Raw genomic sequence first — 25,807 nt, 5'->3', positions numbered from 1 at the left:
CCCGCTTTTGTTGAAGCGGGCTTTTTCTATGATGCGCAGTCTTAAAGCAAAAACGCAAAATAGCCTGCTAGGCCGGAGCTTACATTTGTTCTGCCAGCGCCACGCCACGCTGGGTCAGGCCGCACAGCATGACCGGAATGGCGTGGTAAATTTCTTCGAATTGGTCGAGACCTTCCAGACCTTGCTCAGACAAGGTCGCCAGCGAGGTTTCCGGATCGAACAGCATGCTCAGTGACAGCAGGACACCACCCAGCAGCGCGTTGTCCTGGCTCTCTTGTGGCATCAGCACTTCCCAGTCGTCACGGGTTAATTGCCAGCCTTGCAGAACGCCTTCACACAAATCACGTGCAGCCTGATTTACAATCTCAGCTTCGTCCAGCTCACAGCCTTCCGGCCAGGCCCAGCTGCCTTCCAGCAGTGCCGCGCGATACAGATTCCACATATCGATGATAGTTTGAAAATAGCTTTCCATCAGTTCAGCATCTTTGAACGGTGCGACCTCTTCGCCGCCCCACAAAAATGGCAACCACTCTTCCGGTGGCAGAATATTCGGCGCGGAGGCCATTGCGGTGACAAAACCACGGGTTTTCGCTTCGCCCAGCAGGCGGCCTTCAAGTTCAGGTAAGGAAAGAATGTCGTTTAGGGTCAAAATAGAGTTCCATGCTTATCTGGTGGAAATAAAGCGCCCATATTAACCTTAAACCACCGCTTAACGCGAGTGAGTTTGGCCTTGCGGCGACGAACGGCAGGACAAGTAAGCACTGCTTTAGTCACGAATTCAGATCCAGCCTGGTATAACTGAGGCAGTTTTTCACTATACTGGTTGCAGGATGCCAGCCTCAAACGGAAATAATTCAAACAGTTATGCAAATTCACTCCTCACTCAAACGCAAAAGTATGATAGCGCTGGCGGTGTACCTGTTTCTCTTTCTGGTCACCGCCGGCTCGGTAACGTATTGGGTTGTGGAAGCGCCGTTGCGCCAACAGGCGCAACAAAATTTTGATTTACGAACCCAGATGCTGGCGACGGAGATTCGCCAGCCACTCGAGAGCTCGCTCGGTGTACTGCAGAGTATTGTCAGTATTGGCCAGAGCGGGCGGGATCAAAGTGAGCAGGGACGTATGCTGCGCTCTCTGTTTGAAGTGCTGGACGGGGTTGTGATTAGCGGTGGAATCTGGCCAAAAGCGGGCACTGTTTCTACCAATAAGGAATTTGCCAGCCTGTTTTTTAACAAAGCGGCGGACGGCCAGGTCGATCAGCTCATTTCCTGGAATAACCCCGCCGCTGGCGGTTATAGCGGGGAAGACTGGTATTTGTCCGCAGTCGATAAACGTCCCGGCAAGGTTGTTTGGTCACCAGTCTATGTCGACTCTTACACCCAGGTGCCGATGATCACCGCTTCCATGCCTTATTACGTACAGGGCGAATCTGCCGGAGTCGCAACGGTTGATATTTCCCTGGAAGGCTTTACGGATTTCATCAAAGCGCAGACAGAAGAGTATGGTCTGGGAGTCAGGCTGCGCGATGCGATGGGCTCGATTATCACCGAGCATAATTTTCGCTTACGTGAAGATGCTTATATCACCCACTACCCATTCAGTGAATATGATTGGCATCTCGATGTGGTCAATGCCGATAGATTAATTAAGGATCAAGTGTTTGAACTGGTCACCCGGGTAGAGCAGGGGCTGATCCCGTTGTTGTTGTTGTGCGTCATGCTGGGCTATTACCTGATCAATCGCTACCTGATTAACCCGGTGGTGGTGATTGCGCGCCAGGTCGATGAATCCCGCGAGGGGGGAATCATAGAGGTGAACTACAACAGTCAGGACGAGATTCGCTATCTGATCGATACATTTAACCAGAAAACCGTGTATCTCGAGGCAGAGCGAATCAAGGCCCAGGCTTCAACGCAGGCGAAAAGTGCCTTTCTCGCCACGCTCTCTCATGAAATCCGTACGCCAATGAACGGAGTACTGGGCACCGCACAGATCCTGCTAAAAGGCGATCTGCAACCTCGCCAGCGCCAGCAAATGAAAAGCTTGTATGAATCAGGCGAGCACATGATGACGCTGCTGAACGAAATTCTGGATTTCTCAAAAATCGAGCAGGGGCGCCTCGAGCTCGATTACAGCGCCTTTTCACTGGAATCGATCATAGGCAGTATCACCAGTGTTTATTCGACCCTGTGTAACGAAAAAGGGCTACAGTTCAAAGTCTATAACCATATAGAAGACAATCGCTGGTATTACTCGGATAAAGCCCGCCTGCGCCAGATTCTGTTTAACCTCCTCAACAATGCCGTGAAATTTACCCATCGCGGCCTGGTTGAAGTGACGTTTACTGAAGAGCAGCAACATGAACAGCTCTATCTGAGTATGCAAATTCGTGACACTGGGATCGGGATTGCCAAAGAGGCGCAGGACAAAATCTTCAAGCCGTTTGAACAGGAAGAGTCTTCCACCACCCGGCGCTTTGGCGGCACCGGACTTGGGCTGGCCATCGTTAAACAAATCGCCGAGGTGTTGGGAGGCAGCGTCAGCGTTATCAGCGAAATCGGCATCGGCAGTAATTTTATCGTCCGGGTCGCCGTGGATAAGGCAGAGCCTCAAGTCGCGGCAGATAAGCCCTCACGCCATATTCACTGCACCGGGTTGAGCGTGCTGATCGTTGAAGACAACCGCACCAACAGCATCATTCTCGAAGCCTTTATGAAGAATAAAGGTTTCGACTGCACCTGTGTGGATAATGGCGCTCTGGCGATCAAAGCGGTGCAGGAGCGCTGCTTCGATTTGGTGTTAATGGATAACCATATGCCGGTCAAAGATGGCATTTCCGCCATTGATGGTATCCGGCGTCTTAATGTCCGACAGTCTGGTGTGCTCATCTTTGGTTGCACCGCTGATGTGTTTCGTGAAACCCGTGAGCAGATGCTTAATGCCGGTGCGGATGCCATTATCGCTAAGCCTATCGATGAGAACGAGCTGGATGATGCGCTGTACCGATTCACCAACAAACTGTATCAGTTCCGCTCTGGTGCCAGTTTACCGACCTTCTCTGGGAACACTGAAGAGCTGCTGGTTCAGCTCTATATTGCGCTGGATAACCGTTCGACCGAAGAAGCCGTCAGCATACTGCACAACTTGCAGCAGTCGCTGGAACTGCCTGACAATCATTCTCTGTCGCAGAGTATACAGTCTTTGCTTTCTCACCTGTGTCGGAAACGCCTGCCTCCAGCCAAAGAACTGGACGTTCTGACCGTACTGCTGACGGATTTTTGTAATTAAATTACATAACCGGCATTTAGATAAACGATTGCTTGTTAAACGCTTGTAAAATCAGCGTTAGATGCTACTTCGTGCTTTCTTTTTGGTAGTTTATTTACCATTCGAATTTAAAAACGGAACCTAAAACTATTATTGTTGTGATTTAATAGCGCCATAAACTGGAATAAAAATAATATCCAGTAATATGTTTTACAAAAGTCGCAATTTTATAGTTTTATGTTTTATTTGAGGATGTAAATGAAAGCACGTGGTCCTTTTTGTATCAGGCACGCGGCGGCGGACACTTTCGCTATGGTGGTGTTTTGCTTTGTAGCCGGCATGATCATCGAAATTTTTGTTTCCGGGATGAGTTTTGAGCAATCCCTGGCTTCACGCACCTTATCCATTCCGGTCAATATCGCGATTGCATGGCCCTATGGTGTGTTTCGCGACTTTTTCCTGCGTCAGGGGAGAAGGCTGTCTGAGGGTAGCGTTATGAAGAATATCGCGGACCTGGTGGCTTACGTGCTGTTTCAGTCCCCGGTATATGCCGCGATTCTTTATACAGTGGGCGCATCGACTGACCAAATCATCACGGCGGTGGCGAGTAACGCGGTCATTTCATGCGGTATGGGTGTGTTGTACGGCCATTTCCTCGATCTATGCCGCCGCTGGTTTCGCGTGCCTGGCTACTATCAGAGTGTGTAATCGTCGTTTAATTGCACGAATCAGACAATTAGTAGACAAACAAACCACTAGGGGCGATTTTTTTTGGTTTTGCACTTGACCATTCCCAGCATAATCATTAAATTAGCGCCTCGTTAGCCGATGAGGTTAACGCACCGGTGAGTTGTCCGAGTGGCTGAAGGAGCACGCCTGGAAAGTGTGTATACGGCAACGTATCGAGAGTTCGAATCTCTCACTCACCGCCACATTCTAAAAAAAGACGTCCTAGGGCGTCTTTTTTGCGTTTTATCGCCTGCTAAATCGACTTGTCATACTTCGCTGATGAACCGGTAGAAAATTTCACCATAGATAGTTTTTTTCTTTTATAAATTATTTATCTATAAATCTTTAGTTTTAAACTTAATGATTAAGTTGTCATTAAACTCCGCCTATTAAGTGAAGCAAGTCAACACTTTTGAGCCTTTTTTAATTCTTTGTGGATATCATTTGACGGGAGCTTTATTATCGGATCTCCGTAAATAATGCTTTGAGTATCGTTATTGCGCCTAAATGTAGCCTTGTTTCACATTTGATTTTATTACTATTGGCGAAGCTCTATGAATTTATCCCAAGCGTTGAGTATCCTATCGAAATCCTCTCCTTATGCAGTAAGTACAGAGAGAGATGAAGAGCATGACATACTAGCTTCATATAAAGAACATATTTATATAAAAACTGATATAGAAGCTGATTTTGCAAAAGCACTTACCTCGGCAAAATTGAACGAAATTATCTTTCTGTGTGGTAGTAGTGGCGATGGAAAGTCAGAGATTTTGACTCGATATAGTCAAAAATATAAATCCACACATGATTTTCATCTAGATGCAACTCACAGCTTTAATCCAAATCAAACGGCAATTCAGACTTTAGATGATCGATTTAGTGAATTTGACGTTTCAGACAAGCCGTTGGTCATAGGTATCAATATCGGAATGATGGCGAACTATGCTCAAGAGGGGAGTGAAAAGCATAGATATATTAAGCAGTCCATCTCCGCATTCTTGGAAAACCGAAAAGAAGATATTCCTGAGTCTCACATATATCTAGATTTTGAGCATTACCCTAAGTTCACACTAGATTATGATGAAAATACGTCCAAGTTCGCTTCGCTGCTACTTTCTCGTTTGACCGAGGCGTCATTAGATAATCCGTTTTATGCATTGTACGATAGTGAAGTAAAAAAAACGGGTCATTCTAATCTCACCGCAAATTTTGCTTTGCTTAGTTTGAAGTCAGTACAAAGTACTCTGATTTCATTATTACTCAAAGTACGCTTAGTTAATGAACAATTCCTAACCGCACGCACCTTCTTAGACTTCGTTTTTCAACTTTTAGCGATGGACGGCTATCTTTTTGATAATTTGTTTGAGGGGAAAGACAACGAACTACTTGAACACCTTTATCGCTTTGACCCAAGCAATATTCATACTCGCAAGATTGATGAGTTTGTTCTGCAATTTGGTTTAGGCATTGAAGAAGAGGGCTTTACTCAGTTGAAAGAACAAGTAAAGCCGCTCGGTGTATTTGACGTATCAAATGCTGCTTCTTACCTGCGAATGGTTTACTTGCTCAAAGATGAAGATCAGTTTGCAAATGAGTACATCAACGAGCTAAAAGTCGATTTTGATAACTCTTTAGTGAATAAGTACGCAAATACTTGGTTGCTTCATCGTGAGTTTGATGGCTCGGCAAAGCAGAGAAGAGATCTCAACAAGTTCTATAAAGACATCCTCATTGCGGCTATCCACCGTTATTGCAACCGTAATTCCCCAACGCTTGATAAAGACCAGTTTTTTATCTCGGAATACAATGGATTTAAAACAGCGGCAGAGTTAGAGGTCAAGCCTGATTTTGAATCGATTCAGAAGCAAGGCGTGACTAAAATCGGGGCGTTCAATGCTCACATTAAAGTTGATGATAACTCTCTTATTCCTATGCCAATCAGTATCAACTTACTCGAGTTGCTAGAAAAGATTAACCTGGGGTATCGACCTAACAAGCACGATAAAAATGCGGTGCTTTTGTTAGATGAGGTGGTTGAACAGATCATCACTGTTGCAAACGAGAAGAACACCCTGTTTATCCTGAAAAATGATAAGCGCTACAAGATCGTCAATGAAGATGACGAGTATTTCGAAGTGAGTGGTATTTAAGATGACAATGGATCAATACATCAAACCGTTTAATCCGAAGTTGCCACAAACGGCGGAACATATACCCAATAAAAACAGCTTGAACAGCTATTTGCCAATTCGTACCAAAGGTAATGATTTTGATAGCGATGCAGTGATTGGTCTTGTATTGCGTGGGTTATTACGTAAGAAGATTGAAGGCTACAAATACGAGGATTTTGTCTCTGATTGTCAGTCTGCGTTTGAAAAAAAATTAGGCGAAGAAGAGTTTTGGGATGTATTAAGAGAGATGTACTTTGATAACAAAGATATCTTTTCTGTTAGTCCTGAGCTTTTACTATTTCGTGCGCAAAAAGGTGAATTTGCAGCAGGTGACTCTCGTGTTGCTTCTATGTTTACCAATTTACTTCAGAACATGCGTGTTGAAGTGTTTGATGCAAAACTCAACTTTATCGAGCGAGAAATGCTTTCAACTCTGCGTGGCAAGATGAAAAGCGATTCATCGATGCAAGCAAGTGAGCATCCATATCTGCCATATCTATCTAAAGCATTTCGTGATGATTTGAAGTTTTTGGCAAGTCGCCCTAAGTACCTGTTAAGCGAGATTGAATCCTTCTTGTCTTTTTATGGTTTTGCTTACACCGCTCAATTAAGCCTTTCGCTCACAGATTGGCGTTCTGGTGAGGAGCCAACTGCGAAGCCATTGTACTTCATCATGGATCATGAGCGAGCTAGTAGTGAACGTACCCACATCAAAAATCATGGTTACAAGCTTTTCAATGAATCGGCGACTCGTTTGTTTCCAATGCTAACAATGCTAGAACTTCTCCAACCTGGTACGGGGGATAAGAATACCGCCAAAGTACCACTGTGGACGATTTCAAAAGGCATTCAAGAATCGCACTATGAACATCTCAAGAGTGACTTAGAGCACTTTGCGCGAGCATTTAAAGCACAGCGCGGACTTGATACAGCACTTGATGAATCGGAGTATGCGCTGGACTGGCTTGGTAACATTATGAATTTGGCTATGGCACAGTTTAGTGTCGGCGAGCGATTTAATATCAACAAAAAATTCGTTTCTGAGGTAGAAAAGTATCTCGCTGCTCACTTTATTCAAAGTAGGGGCCGCAGTGGCCGAGTGCTGGTACTTAACCAAGACTACATTATTTTATTAACCAACCTTGTTGTTGGAGAAAAGGACAAACTCCGTTTCCATGAACTGATTGCCGCATTTAAACAACGTGGCATTTTCGTTGATAAACAAACCGAACAAGAACTAATTAAATTCTATGAGCGCATTGGTAACGTTGAGCGCATGAGTGATAGTGGAGACGCAGTTTATGTCCGTAAAACAATTTGAGACCTTTCTAGTTGAGCAGTTTCTAGCGAATGCTGAAACTCACATCAAGGCAGGCTTCCGTTATCAGTTCAAGTCACCAGATAGCGAAAACAGTGTGCGTTTGTATCAAGCTATGATCGCACATTCACAATATAGCATTAGTGCGAGCAACGGTATTGAGCTGCCATTTATTCAGTTGTCTCACTGTAAGATCGTACCTGTTATTCATAGTGAAGACTCTGCTGAGTATCAAGGCTTTACAGAAAACTATATCTCCCATCTACGTGATGAAGTTGCAAGCCAGTCAGGCTACTTGAAGGGCTGCGCGCTGGTGGTGATTCATAATAGCTTGTTGGATACCTTGATTAACTCGGCAGATGATCTGGCTCAGCTTGGTCAGGTGTGGAGCCCAAGCAAGATAAAAACGGCGATGAAAGGGCTGATTGACCAACAAGACAAAGGCCGTGATGTGTCTAATTGTCTTTTGGATGACCAGTTTGATGCGATCCTTGAAGATGGTGCGACCATGTTCGGTTTTGAATCACTATATAAAGCAGTGGAAGATGGTGATCTGCGCTTTAATGAACTTGGTATGTTTGAAGATCCGCTTGTTGCAGAGATGAGTGGTAATCCGAAACAAATAAAAAAACGTTTGGAAGACAACCGTGCACTCTATGAAGAACTTTCTTTTGAAGTGGAACACTTCGGTGATCAGCTTCAGGACCGTTTGAAGTCGTTTAGTGAAAAATTCATTAACGAAAACTTCTCCGAAACTGATGTGTGGAAAGATGTTGAATTTGAAGCGTTTCTCCAAGAGAAAAAACGAAATGCACAACAGCAACTTATTCTTGAAGAAGAGCAAGCTAGTGAAGGTATGACTCTCACTGCGCGTAACCGTGCAGAAACTAAAGCCGGTATGCGTGATCGTCATCTTATCATTGAGCTCGATGAAGGCGTCAATGACTTCGAATTGAAACTAATTTTCCAAGGTGCAAGCAATCTGGAAAAAAGCCAGTTTAAAATTCAGCCAGCCAAAGCACTTGGTAATCGAGAAGTGATTTCAACGCTGAATGGCCTTAAGACGACACGAGCCAGCTTAAAAGGTACTTACAATAACGAGCCCTTGTTCTTCACTTTGGCGTTGAAACGCGAGAATAAATCCGAGGCTTACAACTTCCGTTGTCTCGTTGTTCGCAAAGGTGAGTTTTACCTCGAACCGTTTAAAAACATCTTTTTAGTCGAGCCAGCACCTGCGAAGCAGCGTTTAACGTTGAATATGGAAGAGAACAAACTTCAGATTCGAGATGAAGAGGGTATGGCTTGTTCTTTGACAGATGCAAAACAAGTCGTAGACGTAGCAGAGTATTCTCTGGTGGACTTTGAGGCGCTTGCCAATGAAGCGGATGAGATTGACTTCGCTGTTAAATCAGGCGATAACCAGCTTAAGTTCAATGTTGAAGGAGCAGTAGCGACAGACTCGTTGAGCTTGCCATTGTTGCTCAATCGAGGCCGCTACCACAAGTTATTCAAAGATGAATACAATGGCGAGTTCTACTCCCAAAAAGGTAAAGTTGGCATCGATAACAGCGAATTTGTTGTACCTGGTGTTCGTTTAAAGCTGCTGCGCTGGGAAGAAGCCTTCATCAATGACAAAGTCGTGTCTATTTCTGACTCCGACACAATCAAGTTGGATGACGTACGAGCCATTGATGACGCTATACATTCATCCTATGTCGAATTGTATTATTACCTCGAACAGTGTCGTAGTACACCATCCCTAGCTTCTTGGGGGGATGATTTCACGGCACTTGTTCAAAATGTAGTAGATGCCAGCCTTGCTTATTTTGAAGCGATTCCAACGGGTAGTATGCTGACCAAAGAGCAAAAAGCCGCGCTGAAAATTGGTTTGGTTAAATCTGAAGGCGAAGAATATTACTCTCCGTTCCACCCGCTAATCTTGGCTTACTACCTAAATCTACGCAACATGATTTGTAAAGATGAAAGCTTCGCTCGTTTGCCAGATGTGACGTTTGAGCGGCTATCACCAAAAGGTTTGTTGCCATACGTCTATCATCCTCGGTACGAGTTTGCTTACAACCAACAAGTGAAAGAAAACGCGTTTTGGCTCAAGAGTGTCCCTCAAGAGAAGAGCTCACTGACATTCGTTCGTAAACTCGTCAAAGAAAAAATCGACGAGTTCCAAACCGCATTTAGTCAATTATTCACAGGTTCTGAAAAAAGCATCATCATTAATGCAGTGAATCAAGACAGCGCTGAAGAGCTGTTTATGGGGCTGGTGGATTACATCCGTAGCAATCAAGAACAAGCGGCTTCGATTCACATTAACCTTTATGATGACAAACTGACGTTCAATGCTTTTGATCGCTTTGCAGAAACTGCCAATTACGACGAACTGAAAGAGTGGTTAGAGCTGAACAAAGGCAGAGTACGTGAAGTGGCGGATACCATCATTGATATTCTTCGCACTCGTTTAACCTACAGTAAGTTTACCAATGAGCAGGCGAATAAAGACGGCCAGTCATACGCGCATCTCTCGTTCTTCCGTAATAACGACAAAGTGGATTGCTCAGACATTGCAATCGAAGACATGGCTTCTGGTATTGCATGTGATGGCCTATTAACGGGCGAGGCGTCTGAGAGTAAATCTGGATCTTACTTTACTGGTTTTGGTTTGAAGGACACGGATTATCAAGACCATCCACACCTGATGATGGCCAAATACGTTGGTGCTTTACTCAAGCCGGCGTTAAAACCAAACACGCAATATCACGGTGCAAACGCAGTTGCGCTTGCAGTGAGTGAAGATTTTAAAGGCTTACTAGAGCGCTCATACGACAGCTCCATATGGACAACCATCATTGATCCAAAAGTGACGTTAGACTTCTTCCATAGCAATGAAGATGTGGTGTTGATTCACTATTCCGATCAGTACACCAGCTCATCGAGCTACGATGCGATTACCGTCACGGCGCAGCGTGGTCTGTTCGAAAAAGTCATTAAGCAGGGGGATGGTGGGCAAATCAACGAGTTCAATGCCTTTAATGGCGATTGGCTGTTGAAGATGATGACCTGCTCGCCAACCATCAACAAAGAGCGTAAAGGTGTCATTGGGGCTTATAAGTTTGTGACCAGCTTAGTGCATAACTCAGACATCACCTGGGTTCCGCTTTCTGTGGCAGAAATGAACCGTGTTTCAGGTAACATTGGCCTGAAAATGTCAGATAGTGAATTCTCGCGTAACGTTCATGGCTACAAAAAAGGTGAGATTTCTGATGATGTATTACTCGTTGGCTTTAAAGGGCAAGACATGTACATGCTGCCAGTGGAAGTAAAAACGGGTTCAATTCCTGACTACAAAAAAGCCGTTAAGCAATCAAAAGAGTTGTTGCGCTATCTGAGCGAAGATCTGCTTGGTAATGACAACCTTGCAAGCAAACTTTACCGCGGTCTGTTCATGCGTCAAGTGCTAATGCAGGTAGACAAGTACCGCTTGTACAACGTGTTCGCTCCAGACTACTTCGACGCACTGCTAGACAACAAAGAAGAGTGGCTGAAAGGCGATTACTCTCTAGCAAAAGTTGCTGATTACCCAGATGGATTTGTTGTCAGCCATCTTGAGGGCGCAAGTTGCTTGCAACCTGAATACCAAATGTTGGAAGGCGTGCTAAAAGTCAACCTTCCGATGGGTTTGCTTCCTTGTTTGGTCGAAACGCCATTGCAAGAAGTGCTTAACGAGTTAGATATCGTTAAGTTATGTCACGTACCGACTGAATATGTCCTATGTGGTAAAACTCAAGCAGAAGTGATCGAAGCTGACAGTAAAGTGGACGATACGAGTGATTACGTACCCAAAGAATCAGGTGACTCTGATATTGGGCTAGACACCGAAGCTGAAGAGCATTGCACTGAGGTAGAAGAAGGAAAAACAGCTCCAGAGAAAGACGTTTCGGTGCAAGGTGCTGAAGCAGTAGATACCTTCAAGTCACAACCATCGAGTACTAACTTAAATGTACTCTTTGGTCACAATGCTTTGACGCAAGCACCGCTGAACTGGGAGCCAACCAATACGGCTAAGTTTATGAATACCAATACTGGTATCATAGGCACTATGGGTACGGGTAAAACCCAGTTCACTAAATCGGTGATTACACAGCTTTATCGCAATCGGGCAGACAACGTAAATGGTGCGCCAATTGGTATGCTTATTTTCGACTACAAATCCGATTATGTAGACGACAAGTTCCAACAAGCGACAGCGGGTAAGAAGTTTAAGCTTCATAAACTGCCATATAACCCATTGAGTTTATTTGGTGATACGCCAATGTTGCCTGTGCACACCGCACGAGGCTTCTCTGAAACCATGGGTAAAGCTTTTGGCTTAGGTCAAAAACAGCAACTGCGTTTACGTAAGCTGGTGGGTGAAGCTTATGAGTTGGCTGGTATTCGCAAGGCGGATCCAAGCACTTGGACAAAACCAGCGCCAACAATCGCAGATGTTTGGGCGTTGTTTATTGAAACTGATCCAGATGAAGACTCATTATATGCGGCACTTGAAAGTTTGTATGAGCTGGAGATTTTCGAAGACGACAACACCAAGTGTATGAGTCTTTTCGATCTTGTCGATGGCATTACAGTTGTTGAGCTGGCAGGGTACCCGTCAGAGATCCAAAACCTCGTAGTAGCATTAACACTGGATTTGTTCTACTCACAAATGCAGAAGAAAGGTAAGCCAGAAGTACAAGGCGATTTCCGACAAATAACTAAGATGATTTTGGTGGATGAAGCCGATAACTTCATGTCTCAAAACTTCCCAAGCTTGCGTAAGATCTTAAAGGAAGGCCGTGAGTACGGTGTTGGTATGATTCTTTCTACCCAAGATATCACTCACTTCCAAACAGGCGAGAACGACTACTCAAGTTACGTACTGACATGGGTAATCCATCGCGTCGCGAAGATTCGCCCGCAAGAGCTTAAAGCCATGTTTGGTGTAAACGAGAAAGCCGAGCAAGAGAAGCTGATGGAAACCATCAATAAGCTAGAGAAGCACTATAGCCTTTATATTGATGGGGCTAAGAAGATCGTTAAGATGCGCGATAGGGCGTTTTGGGAACTACTGTAGCAAAACTTTGATTTAAAACGCCCTTTTAGGGAGTTTTTGACCTTACTAATACTAATACTAATACTAATGCATTAAGTCATATGTATAATCGGATGTCACTAATAAAATGACACATCAGAATAGCGATAAAGTACTGTCTAAATGACTAGTAGAACATTTTTCAAGTGGATGTAAACATAAAAATACACTTGATGTCATGTTGGATTTGATGGGTGTTCCCTTTAAAAATATGAGATTAAAATGAAAAATAAAATAATTCCTTCGCATTTTTTTACGGTAAACGAGCAGAGCTTAGTGTCGATGTTCTGTCAAGGAAAAAAACGATTCGTAATTCCATACAACCAAAGACCATGGAGTTGGAAGAATAAGAACATTGATGAACTATGGCAAGATATTCTCAAAACTTCTAACGGATACTTTCATGCATGTGATGAGAATGATAGTTGGGAAGAAAGAGAAACTCCGATTAGTGACCCTCATTTTATTGGTGCTTTTGTCTTCGAAGAAAAAGATAACAATTATTATGTTGTTGATGGGCAACAGAGAATTACATCTATATCAATGGTTGTAGCTGCACTACGAAATCAATGTGAACAGTTAAAAGATAATACGACAGGAAAACTAAAACGAACTGTTGGTCACCATTTGGATTCGTATAAAGCATGGTTAGTGGCTTCCTTCGATGATGATCAACTTTTAACTCGTCTTCAAGTTGATAAAAACATAGAGGAATTTTTTAGTTTTTATATTGTTGAGAGTGTATGTGAAATAGAACGACAAGAGTACTTAGAAGAAGCTGGTATCGATTTAGATAATGAACCTAATATAAAGGCAATAAAGAAGTCTTTTGACTATGTAGATAGTAAGGTAAGTAATTTTTTTGATAAGTTTTCGGACCCTGCTCTCAAATATAAAGCAATTAAATCAATATTCTCGACAATTGAGGAGTGTTTTATATGCATTTCTTCTAACGTCAAAAAAGAATCATTCTCTTACGAAGTTTTCAAATGTTTGAACGCAAAAGGCCTTCCTTTGAGTGAGGCTGACAAATTGAAAAATGAATTATTTACCCAAAGTAAACTTTCTGAACATGAAGAAATAAAAAATGCTTGGTCAGAAATGCAAGGGAATATACCAAATGGTGCAGTTGCACAGTTTATACGACTACGGCATGTTGCGTTGTTTGGAGAGTGTGGTTCAACTAAAATGCATAGCATTATTACCGAGAAAGAACTCGAAAATGCTAAAGTTCCACAAGTGGTCGGTTTATGGCGAAGTGATTCTGAAATATACTCTCGAATTTCAATGCACAGAATGGAAACAGGAAATGCCGCTTATAAAGAAGAAGAGGTTTCTATCCTAAAAAACATTAAAAGCTTAAATGTTGGATTATCTGAAATACTTTTATTTTCGGCGCATAAATTTCTATTTGAGACTAGAAGAGAAGACTTTCTTGAAGTTTTAAGAGTAACTGAAAACTTTTGTTTTAGAAACTTGACAATAATGAAAAGAGATACATCTCAGCTGGAAAGTTACTTAGGTAAAGCAGCTAGGGACATTAAGGATGGAAAACCAATAAAAGAAGTCAGGAAGTATCTAAGAGATAATAGTTCTCCAACAGATTTTTATCAAAACTTTTCTCTATTTAGTGCGAGAAACGCGACTTTACAGTTTTACATCTTGTCTAAAATTGATAGTTACTTGTTGAAGTCTTCGGGCTTGAAGATTGCTAAGCACAGTCAAGAGTTTAATGTTGAGCATATTTTGCCTAAAAATCTGGCAACAGATAAACGTCCAGGTGAGTGGGAATGGGCTGCAAAAGAGCCAGAAAAACATAAACAAATGGTAAATAGGTTGGGTAATCTCTGTCTTTTAGAGGGTGATATCAACCGAGATGTATCGAACTTTGATTGGAATGCTAAGCGATTTGGTGAGTATCCAGAAAAATTGGCTAAACGTAAAGATGGTACAATCAAGAAGTCTTTCAAAGATTCAGAGTTACCTATGGTTAAGGAACTTTTTGTAGAAGAATCTTATTCATCATGGAGCTTTGAAATTATTGAGCAAAGACAGCGACACCTAGCTGAATATGCGGCTGAAGTATGGAGAATATAACTAAATACCTCTGATATATTACCAGAGGTATTATAAGCAATATAGCTATATTACTATATTCAATAGACTGCCTATATCTTTGGACTTTTGAAGTAAATAAGATATACCTCGATGAAGGTGAAGCTTAAAGTGATAACTAAGCTCATCTTCATCGATTTTGTCAAAATCTGCTTTGATTCTCTGACGTAGCATCGCTAGATAGATATCTGAAAACTCCCCACCGAACACTTTCCAAGTCATTTCAACATTACTATTGGTAACGATATCTTCATGTGGTGGGATACTTTCCTCTTTCAAGGAAAGCATTAATGCCCAACGGCAAAGAACATTCCAGTTATCGATCTTGGTGTTCTTTTTGACCGTGATGAGCTGCCCTTTAGCCTTCTCTGATAAGCGAACTGTCTCTATGCTCATGCTAATTCTCCAAAGTAGCCTTCAGTAATAGTTGATGTTTTGGCTGCCTCTTCATAACTAATATGGTATTCCTTAGCTACGGAGCGCTTTAGTTTTTTGAAATACTGTCCAGCGATCTCTTCATCAGTGGATAGTAGAATTACTTGACCAGCAGCTTCTGGGAAATAGTTTTCAACAAGTTTTGTTCTATGCTTACCATCTAATCTGCCCATAGGCGTATCAATGATGGTTGGAATTTCCTTACCTGAAGCGTCTGCCAGTGCCCAGAGGATGGCAACTGATAGCAACTGGCGCTCACCAGCAGAAAGCCGCTTGGTATCTAGGGGCAGACCATCTACGCCTAAAAGCGTGAGGTTAAACGTCATTGGATTGATGTTTACTTTTGCAACAAGTTCGGATTTTCGCTCTAGCGAGTCAAATTTACTCTTTATACGTTTTTCGAGTGTTGAAATGTTTTCTTTGATCAGTTGTGCTTTAAATGCATCAACAATATCTTTCATTTCAACAAGGTGTTCCGCAACTTGTAGATTTCGTTTATTTTCGAAGTCTTCAGCATTTTGTTGGATCAAAGTTGCGTCTAGACGTGCTTCATTTTCATTAATTTGGGTTTTACATTGAGCTAGTTCTTCCATTAGGGATTCTAATGTTGTTTTAGAGTGGGCAATCGACGCTTCAATCCTGCCTTTTGCCTCAATTTGTTCCTTAACTGACTCTGAGTCCGGCACGGCATCTAGCTTCTTATCTAACAGAGCTAGTGTCTCTTGTAGTTCTCTTTTCTGCTTTAATAGTTCTGCACTTTCTGTTGTATCTGACTCTATCGCGCTCTCGGCAAAGTCAAATATGACAGGATTAACGTTTAGGTACTTTTCTTGGTTTAAACAATCTTTAGACTCTTGCCATATTGAACTAAGTAGTTTGTTTACTTGCTCGGCCATATCGTCTGTTGTCGAAGCTTTTAAACGTTTAATAAGCTCATCATTGTTGGCTTTGATATGTTTCTGTGCATTATCAAAACCAATAACTTCATCTTCTAATAAAGCTTGTTCTTTCGTTTCCTTCAGTAAGCTGTGTGCAATAGCCAGTGGCATCGCGCCAGCTGCTAGTTTGATAAGGTTGTGATCAATCGCCTCTAGCTTGGAAGCCACTGCCTTTCGTTCAAGCTGAATGTTATTAACATCGTCTAGCAAATTTGCACCAGAGGTTTGCATTTGGACCTCGATGTCTTTTAACTGTTTCGCTAGATCGTTCTCATCATCTAGAATTTTCTGAATATTCTCTTCGACACTTAGCAGATTATTTTCTAGAAGCTCTTTTCTTTGCTTCAGCTCATCAACCTTTTTACTCGAAGAGCTATCTAAGTTACGTTCTTGACGACGACGTTTTTGAGTGTTGAGGTCTTTAGATAACTGAGTGAATAATTCTAAGCCTAACAGCGCTTCAATACCCGTTTTTAACAATTGTGCAGAGCGTGAAGGGTCAGCTAGATCCTCAATTTTTTCACCATCAAAAAAGAACAGCTCAGACATACTTTGAGGAATAAATTCTGATACAAAATCACTCCAATTATCAGTCAGGAGATTATCTAGTTCGCCATTGACAAGAACTTGGACTTTGTCTGCAATCTCTTTATTTGAACTAACTTCCCAGGAGCGAATTACTTCATATCGATTGGCTTCCGTCCTTTGAGTATGACGGAAGGTCAGAGCAACAAAAGCGGACTTGTCTTCGCTATACCTATTGATCGCTTGCTTTAGATAATCGCTGTATGACAACTTACCTCGGTTAGAGCACTTTGCATTTTTTCCGTACAGAGCAAGCTGTAGAGAATCTAGGAAAGTGGTTTTTCCTCCACCATTTAGACCACCAAACAAAATGATTGGTTTTTTATGATCCTCTACATCAAGGTCTACCGTGTGCTCCCCTCTATAGATGCCGAAGTTATACAGTTTTACTTGTTCAAAAATCACTATTTGCCTCCTGTCATAATTAAGTTGTCTGCAGATAGTAATTTGTCGTTGCGATTCTTCATTTCTAGCTGTTCTTGTGCTTTGTGATCTAATAGAGCGAAAGATTTATCGATTTGATGAATATAATATTCGTACAACTTGATTAGCCCACTTACCAGTTTTGATTCAAGTGAAAACGCTTCATCTGGCTGGTAGTTTCCTGAAGTTATTTCGGAATAATATTCTTTGTACTTTTTTACTTTACTTAGTTCTTTCTTTGCGTCTAAGATCTGAATATTGGATACAATATTCATTAAGAACTCGGGTTCTGTACCAACACTTTTTAGGCGGTTTAGCTTTACAAGTGTTTCATTTCTAACTTTATCCAACGCGAATCTACGTGCATTGTCGATACTTGCAAATGCACCTTTGTCGATAGCTGACTCTAGATCATCTGATATTTTTGCTCTTCGTAATTGGTGCTTATATCGGTCCTCGATAGAAAGCAGAGTCCTAAGTTGTTGGTATTTTAGTTGATCTGGGTCTTCGTATTTCATACAAAACTCTTTGAGTTTGCTCAGAATGTCGTGATTAACGACAGGGCTGTAAGCTCTAGGAGCCCCTTGATATTTTTCTCCAGTGACTTCTTGATAGATTCGAGGGACGCTATCCTCCGCCTCGTTTTTTTCATCAACCCAGATACGGCGAATTTCCTCTAAATCCTCAATGGTTAGAAGTTCTAAGCCTTTAACCTCCTCTGGTCCGCATTCTCTTACTTCCATCTGGGCTTGGAGAACTTTTCGAAGCATTGACTCTCTAAATGCCTGTTTATAAGGGCCTCGAACAATATCAGCTGGTAAGTTCTCGTACTTAAAGTTGGTGTTGTCTTCGTATTGAGCGAGGAGTTCAAATACATCCTCGACATCAGAAAGATCTTTCTGCTCACTGAACTCTTTCATACTGATATGAACGGTAAGGTTACCATTCATTCGTCGGAAATCTCGATTGTGCTTGTCTCTTGCTATCTTATTTGCTTTAGCGTCTTTGTTAGCGTCGTTGATGTCTATTTCATTGCGAAGAGCAAGTAGTGGTAACATCCACTCTTTTTCTTCGTCATTTGCAATCATTGCAGCCATAGATTTATCCTCACCAACCATGGTACATACGTAACAGCCGAAACGGCTGTCACCACAGCTTGGGGTTGATTTATCAACGACAAGTGGGCATTCACCACCGTCAGTAGCGCCCTGATACATACCCAATAAGTCGGTATTTCGATAACCCCAAGGATTCTTTTGTTGGGTTAGAAAGGACCAGACATCATCATTTGTCCAATCTTCTATAGGTGTATACACCCACACACGATCGAGTTGCGTATTTACATTTAGCCCATCATTTTTACGAGTATTGTCGGATCGGCTTTCAATACTCTCCATGCTTGCTGCACGAACGGTACTTTCATGCTTTCGAGTTCCCAATACTAAGATAGCTTCTCCATTCTTTTTCACTACATCTTGGATGAACGTATTTGAAGGGCTAATCTTTAGTCTGTCGGTACACCAACGAAACTTGTAACGTGGGGCTGGATAACCTTTACCAATTAAGTTTACCCAGAATCTATCTTCGGTTTTTGGGGTTAAGCGATGGGGCTGAATTGGTAAGCCTTGTTCATCCACGGCTTTTTTCATTTGCTTGAGAGAGCGATCAACCCAAAGTGCAACGATAGGGTTTTCAACTAATGTATCTGTACTAATTACGTGTACTGGCTTTGTTGCTTTCCCTTCTTCTTTTAGTTCTGCTAATGCATTCCAAACTATTTGAAGGATAGCTGTTGAGTCTTTTCCGCCGCTGTATCCAATTACCCAAGGAATATCATCCTTTTGGTAGAGTTCTTTTGTTTTTGTAACTAAGCGTTTGATTGTTTCTTTGAACCCAAGCTCGTTGAATGCAGAATAACGTGCTTGTTGAGTATTTACTGTCATAATTTGATTTACCCGTGGGCTTACTTGCTTTGCTTCGCTTGGCTGAATTTGGCTTCTTCTGCTTGTTCTTTCGCATTTAAAGGTATCGAAAGATAGTGCTTGATTCTATTTGCCGTCAGCTTCATGGCAACGGACGAGTTTCTCATTGAGCCATTCACGACACAACGACCTTCCCAGTCTGCTTTATTGCTTCTTGCCCAATCAATATCTTTGAGTGCTTCTGTTGTTTTTTTCCATGAGGGATCGTTATTTAGCAGCCAATGGCCCACAATCCCTAATGCTTGGAAAGTAACAGAGTATGCATGAATTGACTCTTCTCTTACTTCTCCACCTGAGACTTTCTCTTTAAAGACTAATTGCCACGCTGGTATCATTTCGACTAAATGTTCCCAAAACTCGCGAGCAATTATCGATTGTTTTTGGTAAGTGCTCTCGTCAATAACATCGAAGAGCTCCTTTGTCGCTTTGTTTAATGCACTGTGACTAACCAGTTTCTTAGAACGTTTTCCTAAGTTGCTGTTCTCCATGTGTATTAACTTCGAAAGTACTTTACTTTCGAAGACAACACTTTTGGAAAGGAGGGCATCTGGCTTACCATCGTACGTAATGCTCAGAGAGCTGTCCGTCTTTACGGGGTACAGGTTCAGGTCTTTAAAGATCTTCTGCCGTTCAGGCAAAGACTTCCCAACAAAAAATACAACTGAAATATTTTCTTCACCAAGTGATGGATCTTGCTTCAACGCTTCTTGAATCGCAGCATTTCGATGCTGGCCATCAGTAATATAGACTTCAGCATCATCATCAATGGTTAAAGTTCCAATTTTTTGTTGGTGTTTACTTGCCCCAATCGGAACAAAATCTGTTTCGCCGTCAATACATGCAGTTAAAGCCGAAAATACATAACTATCTCGGTTCTCAAGGATATAGTTGCTTATCTCAGGGATACGCTCAGGGTTCAATATTCGTTGAGCACGCTCATTGACAGGGAGCGTGCTTTCATCAAATGTAAATATGCGCTTAAGCCTTTTTAAGGGACACATCACCGTGTAGAATTCAGTGTCTGCTTGTATGCCTTTTATGGCTGGGAATGAAGTTCCCGAAATTACATCAGTCATATCTTTATCTATTTATTGGTGTTTTTACGAACAATATTATTTGTTCGTACGAACAATGGCGTGTACTATACGCTACTCCAGTATCAATGTCTTCCCATTTGTTAAGGCTTGCCAATGACTACATATCTAGATTGCAATGCAACCACTCCAATGGCGCCAGAAGTCGCTGAAATTGTAAGTAAATACATGCTTGAAGAGTATGGGAACGCTGGAAGTCGAACTCATGAATTTGGAGTGAGAGCAAAGCAAGCTACCGAAATAGCAAGGCAACAAGTTGCTGATGTGATTGGTGCCGAGAAGAGTGAAGTTGTATTCACCAGTGGTGCAACGGAAAGCAATAATATTGCTATTTTAGGCCTTCAATCATGGGCATGTAGTCAAGGTAAGAAACACATTATAACTACCAAAATCGAACATAAAGCGGTGTTGGAGCCTGTTGAGCAGCTAGAAAAGGAAGGTTTTGATGTCACTTATCTAGACTGCGATGAGTCAGGTATTATATCAAAAGAATCACTCGCTAATGCTTTGAGAAGTGACACATTTTTAGTCAGCATCATGCATGTCAATAATGAAACGGGCTCGATCCAGGATATTTTGGGTTATTGTGAGGTTCTAGAAAACCATACTGCGTATTTCCATGTAGATGCCGCGCAAGGCTTCGGTAAATACAGTGATCCACTAAAGAATGATCGTATAGATATGATTAGTGTAAGCGGTCATAAGTTGTATGGACCAAAGGGTATTGGTGCGCTTATTGTTAAACGTCGAGGGTTTAAAAAAGTCCCTTTAAAACCATTGATGTTTGGAGGAGGGCAAGAGCGTGGTCTAAGACCTGGAACACTTCCTGTAGCTTTGATAGCAGGTTTAGGTACAGCATGTTCTTTGGCGGATAAAAACTCCGAAATTTGGTCGCAGCACTGTCAATCTCTGAAAGATGAAGCACTGAGTGCTCTTGCTGAAATTGGAATAGAGGTTAATGGTCAGAAGACGGCACCACATGTGCTTAATTTTTCCATTCCAGAAGTTAACTCGGAGGCTGCTATGGTGGCTTTGAAGGGGATCGCTGCTGTGTCGAATGGTTCTGCTTGTACTTCTTCTAGTTATACACCGAGTCATGTTTTGAGTGCGATGGGTTTCGATGAAGAACGTATTGATAACGCGATACGTATGTCTTGGTGCTACCAGACAAAAGAGTTACCATTGGCGGAAATGATTGAAAAGCTAAAGCAATACTTATAAATCGCCATGAAAATTTATGAAGCTGCGATAGCGGCACTTAACTATATAAAAGAGCCGGCCACAGCATCGGAAGTGTTCGAAGCTATTGTAGATAAGCAGTTGTATGTTTTTGGGGCTAAAAAACCAATTGAAGTTCTTAGGGTTACGATGGACAAACACTCTAAGAATAAAGCATTTACAACAATGAATGCAGACAGGTATTTTTACAAGCATACAAATGGAAAGTATGAACTTCTAGAGCAGTATTGTGAGTTTACTGCAGACTATGAAATTAAAGAGCCTTCTCCTGAGGAGCTTCAAAGTGATGATTGTTCGGAGCAAATTTTTGAACTAGCTGCCCAGCAGAAAGAGAAGTGTAAAGCTGAAATACTTGCTTATCTACGAGCTTTGTCTCCGAGCGAGTTCGAAGAGTTTAGTGAACTGTTTTTAAACCGATATGGCTTTAAAAGTATGACTGTCACATCAGACAGCCGAGACGGTGGGATCGATGTGAAAGGCGCTTTAAAAATTGGTATAGCTGAGATGCGAGTAGCGGCTCAGTGTAAACGATACGCTGAAAGTAATAAGGTTGGTCGCCCAGATGTCTCCCAGTTTAGAGGCGACATAACCGGCGAGTATGAGCAAGGTATTTTTATCACTACCAGTAGTTTCACCAAGGAAGCCCAAGAGGTCTCATTTAAGCCTGGTTGTGTGCCTATTGTCTTAATTGACGGTGAGCAGTTGGCTGAAATTATTATTGAGAAAGGTATAGGAATTCAAAGGCAGCAAGTTGAAATTTATGACTTTGATGCAGATCTGATTTTTAGTTAATTCTCTTTTTCTCTCTGGAACTAAGTGTAAACCCTTTGATTTCCTTATTGTATTTCCCAAGTAAGATGTCAAACTCAGGACGAATCATTTGAGTCTCCTCGGTTGGTTCAAATTCCATCAATGCCGCTAATCGCTTATCAAAACGGAGTTGCTTGCTGTAGTTTTCGTGCTCTTGTGGCATGTAGAGGTGTTTGTTGAGTAGGGGCGGCCTGCGATTCTCGTTGATGTAATCAAAGAAGTCGATGCCCTGCTCAGCCATTTTTATTTTGATGCGTTCGACTAAGAAAGGGACTGATTTTTCGTAGTCATCGTACGCTGTTAAAGTGAGCTTGCCTGACGTGATATGGATTTTTATAAGGTCTATCTCTTCATCCAGTTCACCATACATTTGCAAGCCGGCCCCAACATATACTCGCAGTAGTAATGGCAAGTCATCGATAAAGTCTCTATGCAGAATCAGTGAATGTCCTTCATTAAGTAAACTTGCGGGTAACTGTTGATGGGCCTTTTCGCATTGTGTCTTGAGCAAGTCTGTATCGGCTATCGCAAACAACAGCTCCGCAGCCAGGTTTAGAGTGGTTTTGTAATCATCAAAAAGAGCTTTAATGTCACGTTTAAGCGATTCTGCCTGTTGAGTGTAAGGCTTTCTTTTTTCAAATAGCCCCATAGCAAAGTAAAGTAACAGGTCTTCTTTACGGCTCTTTTGTGCATGTTCAAACTCTTTGGTATCAAACATATCTCGTAGTAATCCAAATGCTTTCTTGTGTGAACCTATTAGCTGCTTGATTTGGTCTGAACGCTCAAATTCATCATTTGCAGGAATACGACCCAACTCCAGGCATGTATTCCAAAATTCATTAAATAAGTCTGGATGTTGAGTGATAAGGAGTTTAGCTTTGTCGCTTGCCTCTACAGGTTCCGGAGACGTCAGTTGTTGCCAATTATAGTGCCGTTTATACTTGCGCTGTAGGTAGTTCTGTTCTTCGATTTTATCTTTGAAAATGTAGAAAATTCCGGGAGCTACAGTAATTACATCCTCTTGTAAGCTTCGGGCGATATACGCCTTAATTTCAGCTTGCGCGTAGTATTTCTGGAAGGTATTGCGACTGGTGATTACTCCATCTTTGTATGGCTTGAATTGAGCTATGTAGTGTTCACTTGCGAGCATAACAGAGATAACGAGAAACTTATCCGTTAACTCCCATGCATCTAGTAAGGCTGCAAGCCTTTCATCTTGATCTTCAATAACATTGAGTACGAATCCTAAGTTAACAATGTCTGAGTTTATCTTTTCATTATCGGGGTTAAAGTTGGGATCCCAACCAAGAGCATCTAATCCGTGAGCTTCGAGCTCTCTTAAATCATCTCCTCGTCCGCATCCATAATCGAAAATGGAGTGAGCACCTTCAAGATAACCATGTTTTACTAATGTTTTCATTGGTGTAGAAAGCTCGTGTCTGACTAAAGCTGTTTTATGCCTATCGATTCCAGATACCGTAACCTGAGTTTCCGAAGAAGTACGAAACAAACGTCCTTCAACGAGTTGATATCCGTGCTGCTCAATGATGTTTTCCCATGAACGTTTAAAACCAATCAAACGACTTTTCTCGTAAAGACCGGCATTTTCACCTTCTTGCGTAATAGTGGCGAAGTACTCGTAGTAGTCACTATCGGGTAAGATCATGGTTTCTTTTCGATGCAATATCGGCGGATTATCTGAGCCTTGATAGCTTGTAATCTTATGGCTTAACTTGGAGAGGTTAACGTTCACGCTTTGGCTCAAAGCAGGGTAAGAATCTGAGTAAAAGTCGGGATAATGCAGTAAGGACAAACGAAACTCTTTTTTAAACAGTTTCACTAGATTCCAACTATCGTCGTTCAAGTTTACTGCTTTTGCGACTGCAGGAATAAACTGAGCCAAAACACTGGGTAAGGTAACAAATGCATCTTTGTGAATATAGATTGCCTCTGGCAGTTGTTTCCCTATCTCGATCTGTGCGACAAGATCAGTAAACTGTTTTTCATTCATTCTCAGTCCCTTGTAATATATTCTGGTTTAAACTGTTGAATTAATTATCTATGTAACCCAACTTCGCCATAAAAGCAGATAGTGTCGATATAAGCTGCTCTGCTGTTTTTGGGAAGAGGATTATCTTTTTTCGAGCCAGAATGCGCGTAACTACAGCTCACTAGCGTACCAAACAAGATAGCCCTTCAGATGTGCACTTGTGGCTATATTTAATAGACCAGTGTACTCAAGGCAGTTCAAGTTTGGAGTGTATATGTTGTTCTATCTTTCCGTCGTTTCTATTTTCGCTCTAGGATATTTAGCGCAAACTACTGGTCTGTGCATGGTTAGAGGAGTGAAGCAGGCAATTTTGGGTCAGCCGAGTTTTTTAATCGCGATACTCTTTAGTGGTTCACTTACTTGGATTGCAATAGAGCTAAGCGGAGACACTCTGGCAGATGGGCATGTCCAGGCGCACTGGCCAAGTATCTATTCCTTTATCGGCGGAGTACTTTTTGGTGTTGGATCGTCTTTGAATGACGGTTGTGGAGTATCAACGGTTAGCCGTTTTGCCAGAGGAGATCTTGTGATGAGTTCTACTATTGTAGGCTGGCTAGTCGGCTGGATAATATTTTTACCACTGTTATCTTTTCCTGAGGCGAGAAGTGAAATTATCTTGCTTGATGGTCGTCAGCACTTGTTGCTTATTCCGCTTACATTGGTTATTGGAATCGCTATATACCGAATGCAGAATGATAATAAAAAGCTTTGGTTATCTATGCTCGGCATTGGGCTGATGGCGGGTATTGTGTTTGTCACCGAACCGCATTGGACACCTAGTGGTCTACTAAAATCAATTAGCGTATCTATATGGTTTAACGATGAATCATCTTGGCCTGAGTTGCCGCGATTTTATCTCATCGCAGCACTTCTAGCTGGCATGATTTCAGCCTCTTTAGTTGCTAAGACATTTGATTTGAGAGGATTTCGACTCTCGGACCTGGTGAGACATCTCTGTGCAGGTATCTCGATGGGGTGTGGAGCCGTTATGGCAAATGGTGGTAATGATACACAGCTACTGGTTGCTATGCCTGCTTTATCCCTAGCAGGGTACACCGCCGTGTTCAGCATTATTGTTGGTATCTACGTGGGATTAAAGCTCTCAAAATCTACAGGCTAAAGTTTGAATAAAACAGTTTAGGAATACCAGCAAGGTAAAATTTTGGCGAAGTCTACGGAACTAAATCTTCTGAAATTTAGTTGGTCTATTCCGGTGATATATTTTATTCCTTTAGATAGTTAATAATGTTTCACTTCATTTTATAGTTATATCTTTTTAATAAGAAGGGAGTCAGTCCAAGTTTAAAATTTATATTAAATCACGAATTACCCACACAAACTAAGTTGTTATTCACTGTGAACCTTTACAGCTAAACCTTCGTATCCAATATGCAGAGCAGTTTTGCAAAAATGCAGATTAACACTATGACTTTATTGAATAATATTCTGTAAGTGTGATTTTCTGGTCCTGAAATAGCCAGAAAGCGCTGTATTGCTTTGTTAAATTTGTT

The 25,807-nt window shown here is 42.0% G+C and carries 15 protein-coding genes and 1 tRNA gene; 10 read left to right on the top strand and 6 right to left on the bottom strand.

The annotated features are described in order from the left end of the window. Positions 1-79: 79 nt before the first annotated feature. Entirely contained in the window at positions 80-649 is a 570-nt protein-coding gene (locus E6C74_RS07990; RefSeq protein ID WP_136484176.1) for a UPF0149 family protein, read from the bottom strand. A gap of 215 nt (positions 650-864) precedes the next feature. On the opposite strand from E6C74_RS07990, the gene E6C74_RS07985 reads away from it, so the two are divergent. The 7 genes from E6C74_RS07985 to E6C74_RS07955 all read left to right on the top strand — a co-directional run bounded on the left by E6C74_RS07985 (position 865) and on the right by E6C74_RS07955 (position 14,722). Continuing rightward, the gene (locus tag E6C74_RS07985; RefSeq protein WP_206208393.1) at positions 865-3,288 is read left to right on the top strand and encodes a hybrid sensor histidine kinase/response regulator; all 2,424 of its coding nucleotides are present in this window, start codon (positions 865-867) and stop codon (positions 3,286-3,288) included. Positions 3,289-3,525: 237 nt separating this feature from the next. After that, positions 3,526-3,975, top strand: coding sequence for an L-alanine exporter AlaE (locus E6C74_RS07980; RefSeq protein WP_136484175.1), 450 nt, complete (start codon positions 3,526-3,528; stop codon positions 3,973-3,975). A gap of 136 nt (positions 3,976-4,111) precedes the next feature. Beyond that, positions 4,112-4,199: transfer RNA gene (locus E6C74_RS07975), tRNA-Ser, on the top strand. A gap of 351 nt (positions 4,200-4,550) precedes the next feature. Continuing rightward, positions 4,551-6,146, top strand: coding sequence for a DNA phosphorothioation-dependent restriction protein DptF (gene dptF / locus E6C74_RS07970; RefSeq protein ID WP_136484174.1), 1,596 nt, complete (start codon positions 4,551-4,553; stop codon positions 6,144-6,146). A gap of 1 nt (position 6,147) precedes the next feature. After that, positions 6,148-7,488, top strand: a complete 1,341-nt coding sequence (gene dptG / locus E6C74_RS07965) for a DNA phosphorothioation-dependent restriction protein DptG (protein WP_136484173.1) — start codon at positions 6,148-6,150, stop codon at positions 7,486-7,488. Continuing rightward, positions 7,469-12,607 (top strand): DNA phosphorothioation-dependent restriction protein DptH, encoded by a 5,139-nt coding sequence (dptH, locus tag E6C74_RS07960; RefSeq protein ID WP_136484172.1) that lies wholly within the window; start codon positions 7,469-7,471, stop codon positions 12,605-12,607. The genes dptG and dptH overlap by 20 nt, the downstream gene beginning before the upstream one ends. Before the next feature lie 240 nt (positions 12,608-12,847). Next, a complete protein-coding gene (locus tag E6C74_RS07955) occupies positions 12,848-14,722 on the top strand; it encodes a DUF262 domain-containing protein (RefSeq protein WP_136484171.1) in 1,875 nt (624 codons plus the stop codon). Positions 14,723-14,767: 45 nt separating this feature from the next. Here E6C74_RS07955 and dndE read toward each other — a convergent pair whose 3' ends face one another. From dndE to dndB, 4 genes are read right to left on the bottom strand one after another with little or no spacing between them, the layout of a single operon-like run. Next, positions 14,768-15,136 carry a DNA sulfur modification protein DndE gene (gene dndE, locus E6C74_RS07950; protein WP_136484170.1) on the bottom strand — a complete coding sequence of 123 codons (369 nt, stop codon included), beginning with the start codon at positions 15,134-15,136 and terminating at the stop codon, positions 14,768-14,770. Next, positions 15,133-17,103, bottom strand: a complete 1,971-nt coding sequence (gene dndD, locus E6C74_RS07945) for a DNA sulfur modification protein DndD (RefSeq protein WP_136484169.1) — start codon at positions 17,101-17,103, stop codon at positions 15,133-15,135. The genes dndE and dndD overlap by 4 nt, the downstream gene beginning before the upstream one ends. Continuing rightward, positions 17,103-19,064, bottom strand: a complete 1,962-nt coding sequence (dndC, locus tag E6C74_RS07940; protein WP_136484168.1) for a DNA phosphorothioation system sulfurtransferase DndC — start codon at positions 19,062-19,064, stop codon at positions 17,103-17,105. Before dndC ends, dndD begins: the two co-directional genes overlap by 1 nt. A 20-nt stretch (positions 19,065-19,084) precedes the next feature. Further along, positions 19,085-20,179: a DNA sulfur modification protein DndB gene (dndB, locus tag E6C74_RS07935; RefSeq protein WP_136484167.1), complete on the bottom strand. Its 1,095-nt coding sequence runs from the start codon at positions 20,177-20,179 to the stop codon at positions 19,085-19,087. Between the two features lie 114 nt (positions 20,180-20,293). Between dndB and dndA the strand changes: the two genes are divergently transcribed. Further along, the gene (gene dndA, locus E6C74_RS07930; RefSeq protein WP_136484166.1) at positions 20,294-21,418 is read left to right on the top strand and encodes a cysteine desulfurase DndA; all 1,125 of its coding nucleotides are present in this window, start codon (positions 20,294-20,296) and stop codon (positions 21,416-21,418) included. 6 nt (positions 21,419-21,424) lie between these two features. Further along, positions 21,425-22,228 carry a restriction endonuclease gene (locus E6C74_RS07925; RefSeq protein ID WP_136484165.1) on the top strand — a complete coding sequence of 268 codons (804 nt, stop codon included), beginning with the start codon at positions 21,425-21,427 and terminating at the stop codon, positions 22,226-22,228. Here the strand turns inward: E6C74_RS07925 and E6C74_RS07920 are convergent. Further along, positions 22,221-24,257 (bottom strand): DNA phosphorothioation-associated putative methyltransferase, encoded by a 2,037-nt coding sequence (locus E6C74_RS07920; protein WP_136484164.1) that lies wholly within the window; start codon positions 24,255-24,257, stop codon positions 22,221-22,223. The genes E6C74_RS07925 and E6C74_RS07920 overlap by 8 nt on opposite strands. Positions 24,258-24,510: 253 nt before the next feature. Here E6C74_RS07920 and E6C74_RS07915 point away from each other — a divergent pair, with 253 nt between their 5' ends. Further along, a complete protein-coding gene (locus tag E6C74_RS07915) occupies positions 24,511-25,416 on the top strand; it encodes a YeeE/YedE thiosulfate transporter family protein (RefSeq protein ID WP_136484163.1) in 906 nt (301 codons plus the stop codon). The last annotated feature ends 391 nt before the right edge of the window (positions 25,417-25,807 follow it).

Origin of the sequence: Vibrio sp. H11 (genome assembly GCF_004804295.1) — a bacterium.
GTDB lineage: Bacteria > Pseudomonadota > Gammaproteobacteria > Enterobacterales > Vibrionaceae > Vibrio > Vibrio ostreae.
This window is presented reverse-complemented; position numbering and strand designations above follow the sequence as displayed.

What these genes read in the sequence shown, in the direction of transcription:
- E6C74_RS07985 (WP_206208393.1), top strand. Translation starts at nt 865, where the DNA reads ATGCAAATTCACTCCTCACTCAAACGCAAAAGTATGATAGCGCTGGCG.
- E6C74_RS07980 (WP_136484175.1), top strand. Translation starts at nt 3,526, where the DNA reads ATGAAAGCACGTGGTCCTTTTTGTATCAGGCACGCGGCGGCGGACACT.
- dptF (WP_136484174.1), top strand. Translation starts at nt 4,551, where the DNA reads ATGAATTTATCCCAAGCGTTGAGTATCCTATCGAAATCCTCTCCTTAT.
- dptG (WP_136484173.1), top strand. Translation starts at nt 6,148, where the DNA reads ATGACAATGGATCAATACATCAAACCGTTTAATCCGAAGTTGCCACAA.
- dptH (WP_136484172.1), top strand. Translation starts at nt 7,469, where the DNA reads ATGTCCGTAAAACAATTTGAGACCTTTCTAGTTGAGCAGTTTCTAGCG.
- E6C74_RS07955 (WP_136484171.1), top strand. Translation starts at nt 12,848, where the DNA reads ATGAAAAATAAAATAATTCCTTCGCATTTTTTTACGGTAAACGAGCAG.
- dndE (WP_136484170.1), bottom strand. Translation starts at nt 15,136, where the DNA reads ATGAGCATAGAGACAGTTCGCTTATCAGAGAAGGCTAAAGGGCAGCTC.
- dndC (WP_136484168.1), bottom strand. Translation starts at nt 19,064, where the DNA reads ATGACAGTAAATACTCAACAAGCACGTTATTCTGCATTCAACGAGCTT.
- dndB (WP_136484167.1), bottom strand. Translation starts at nt 20,179, where the DNA reads ATGACTGATGTAATTTCGGGAACTTCATTCCCAGCCATAAAAGGCATA.
- dndA (WP_136484166.1), top strand. Translation starts at nt 20,294, where the DNA reads ATGACTACATATCTAGATTGCAATGCAACCACTCCAATGGCGCCAGAA.
- E6C74_RS07925 (WP_136484165.1), top strand. Translation starts at nt 21,425, where the DNA reads ATGAAAATTTATGAAGCTGCGATAGCGGCACTTAACTATATAAAAGAG.
- E6C74_RS07920 (WP_136484164.1), bottom strand. Translation starts at nt 24,257, where the DNA reads ATGAATGAAAAACAGTTTACTGATCTTGTCGCACAGATCGAGATAGGG.
- E6C74_RS07915 (WP_136484163.1), top strand. Translation starts at nt 24,511, where the DNA reads ATGTTGTTCTATCTTTCCGTCGTTTCTATTTTCGCTCTAGGATATTTA.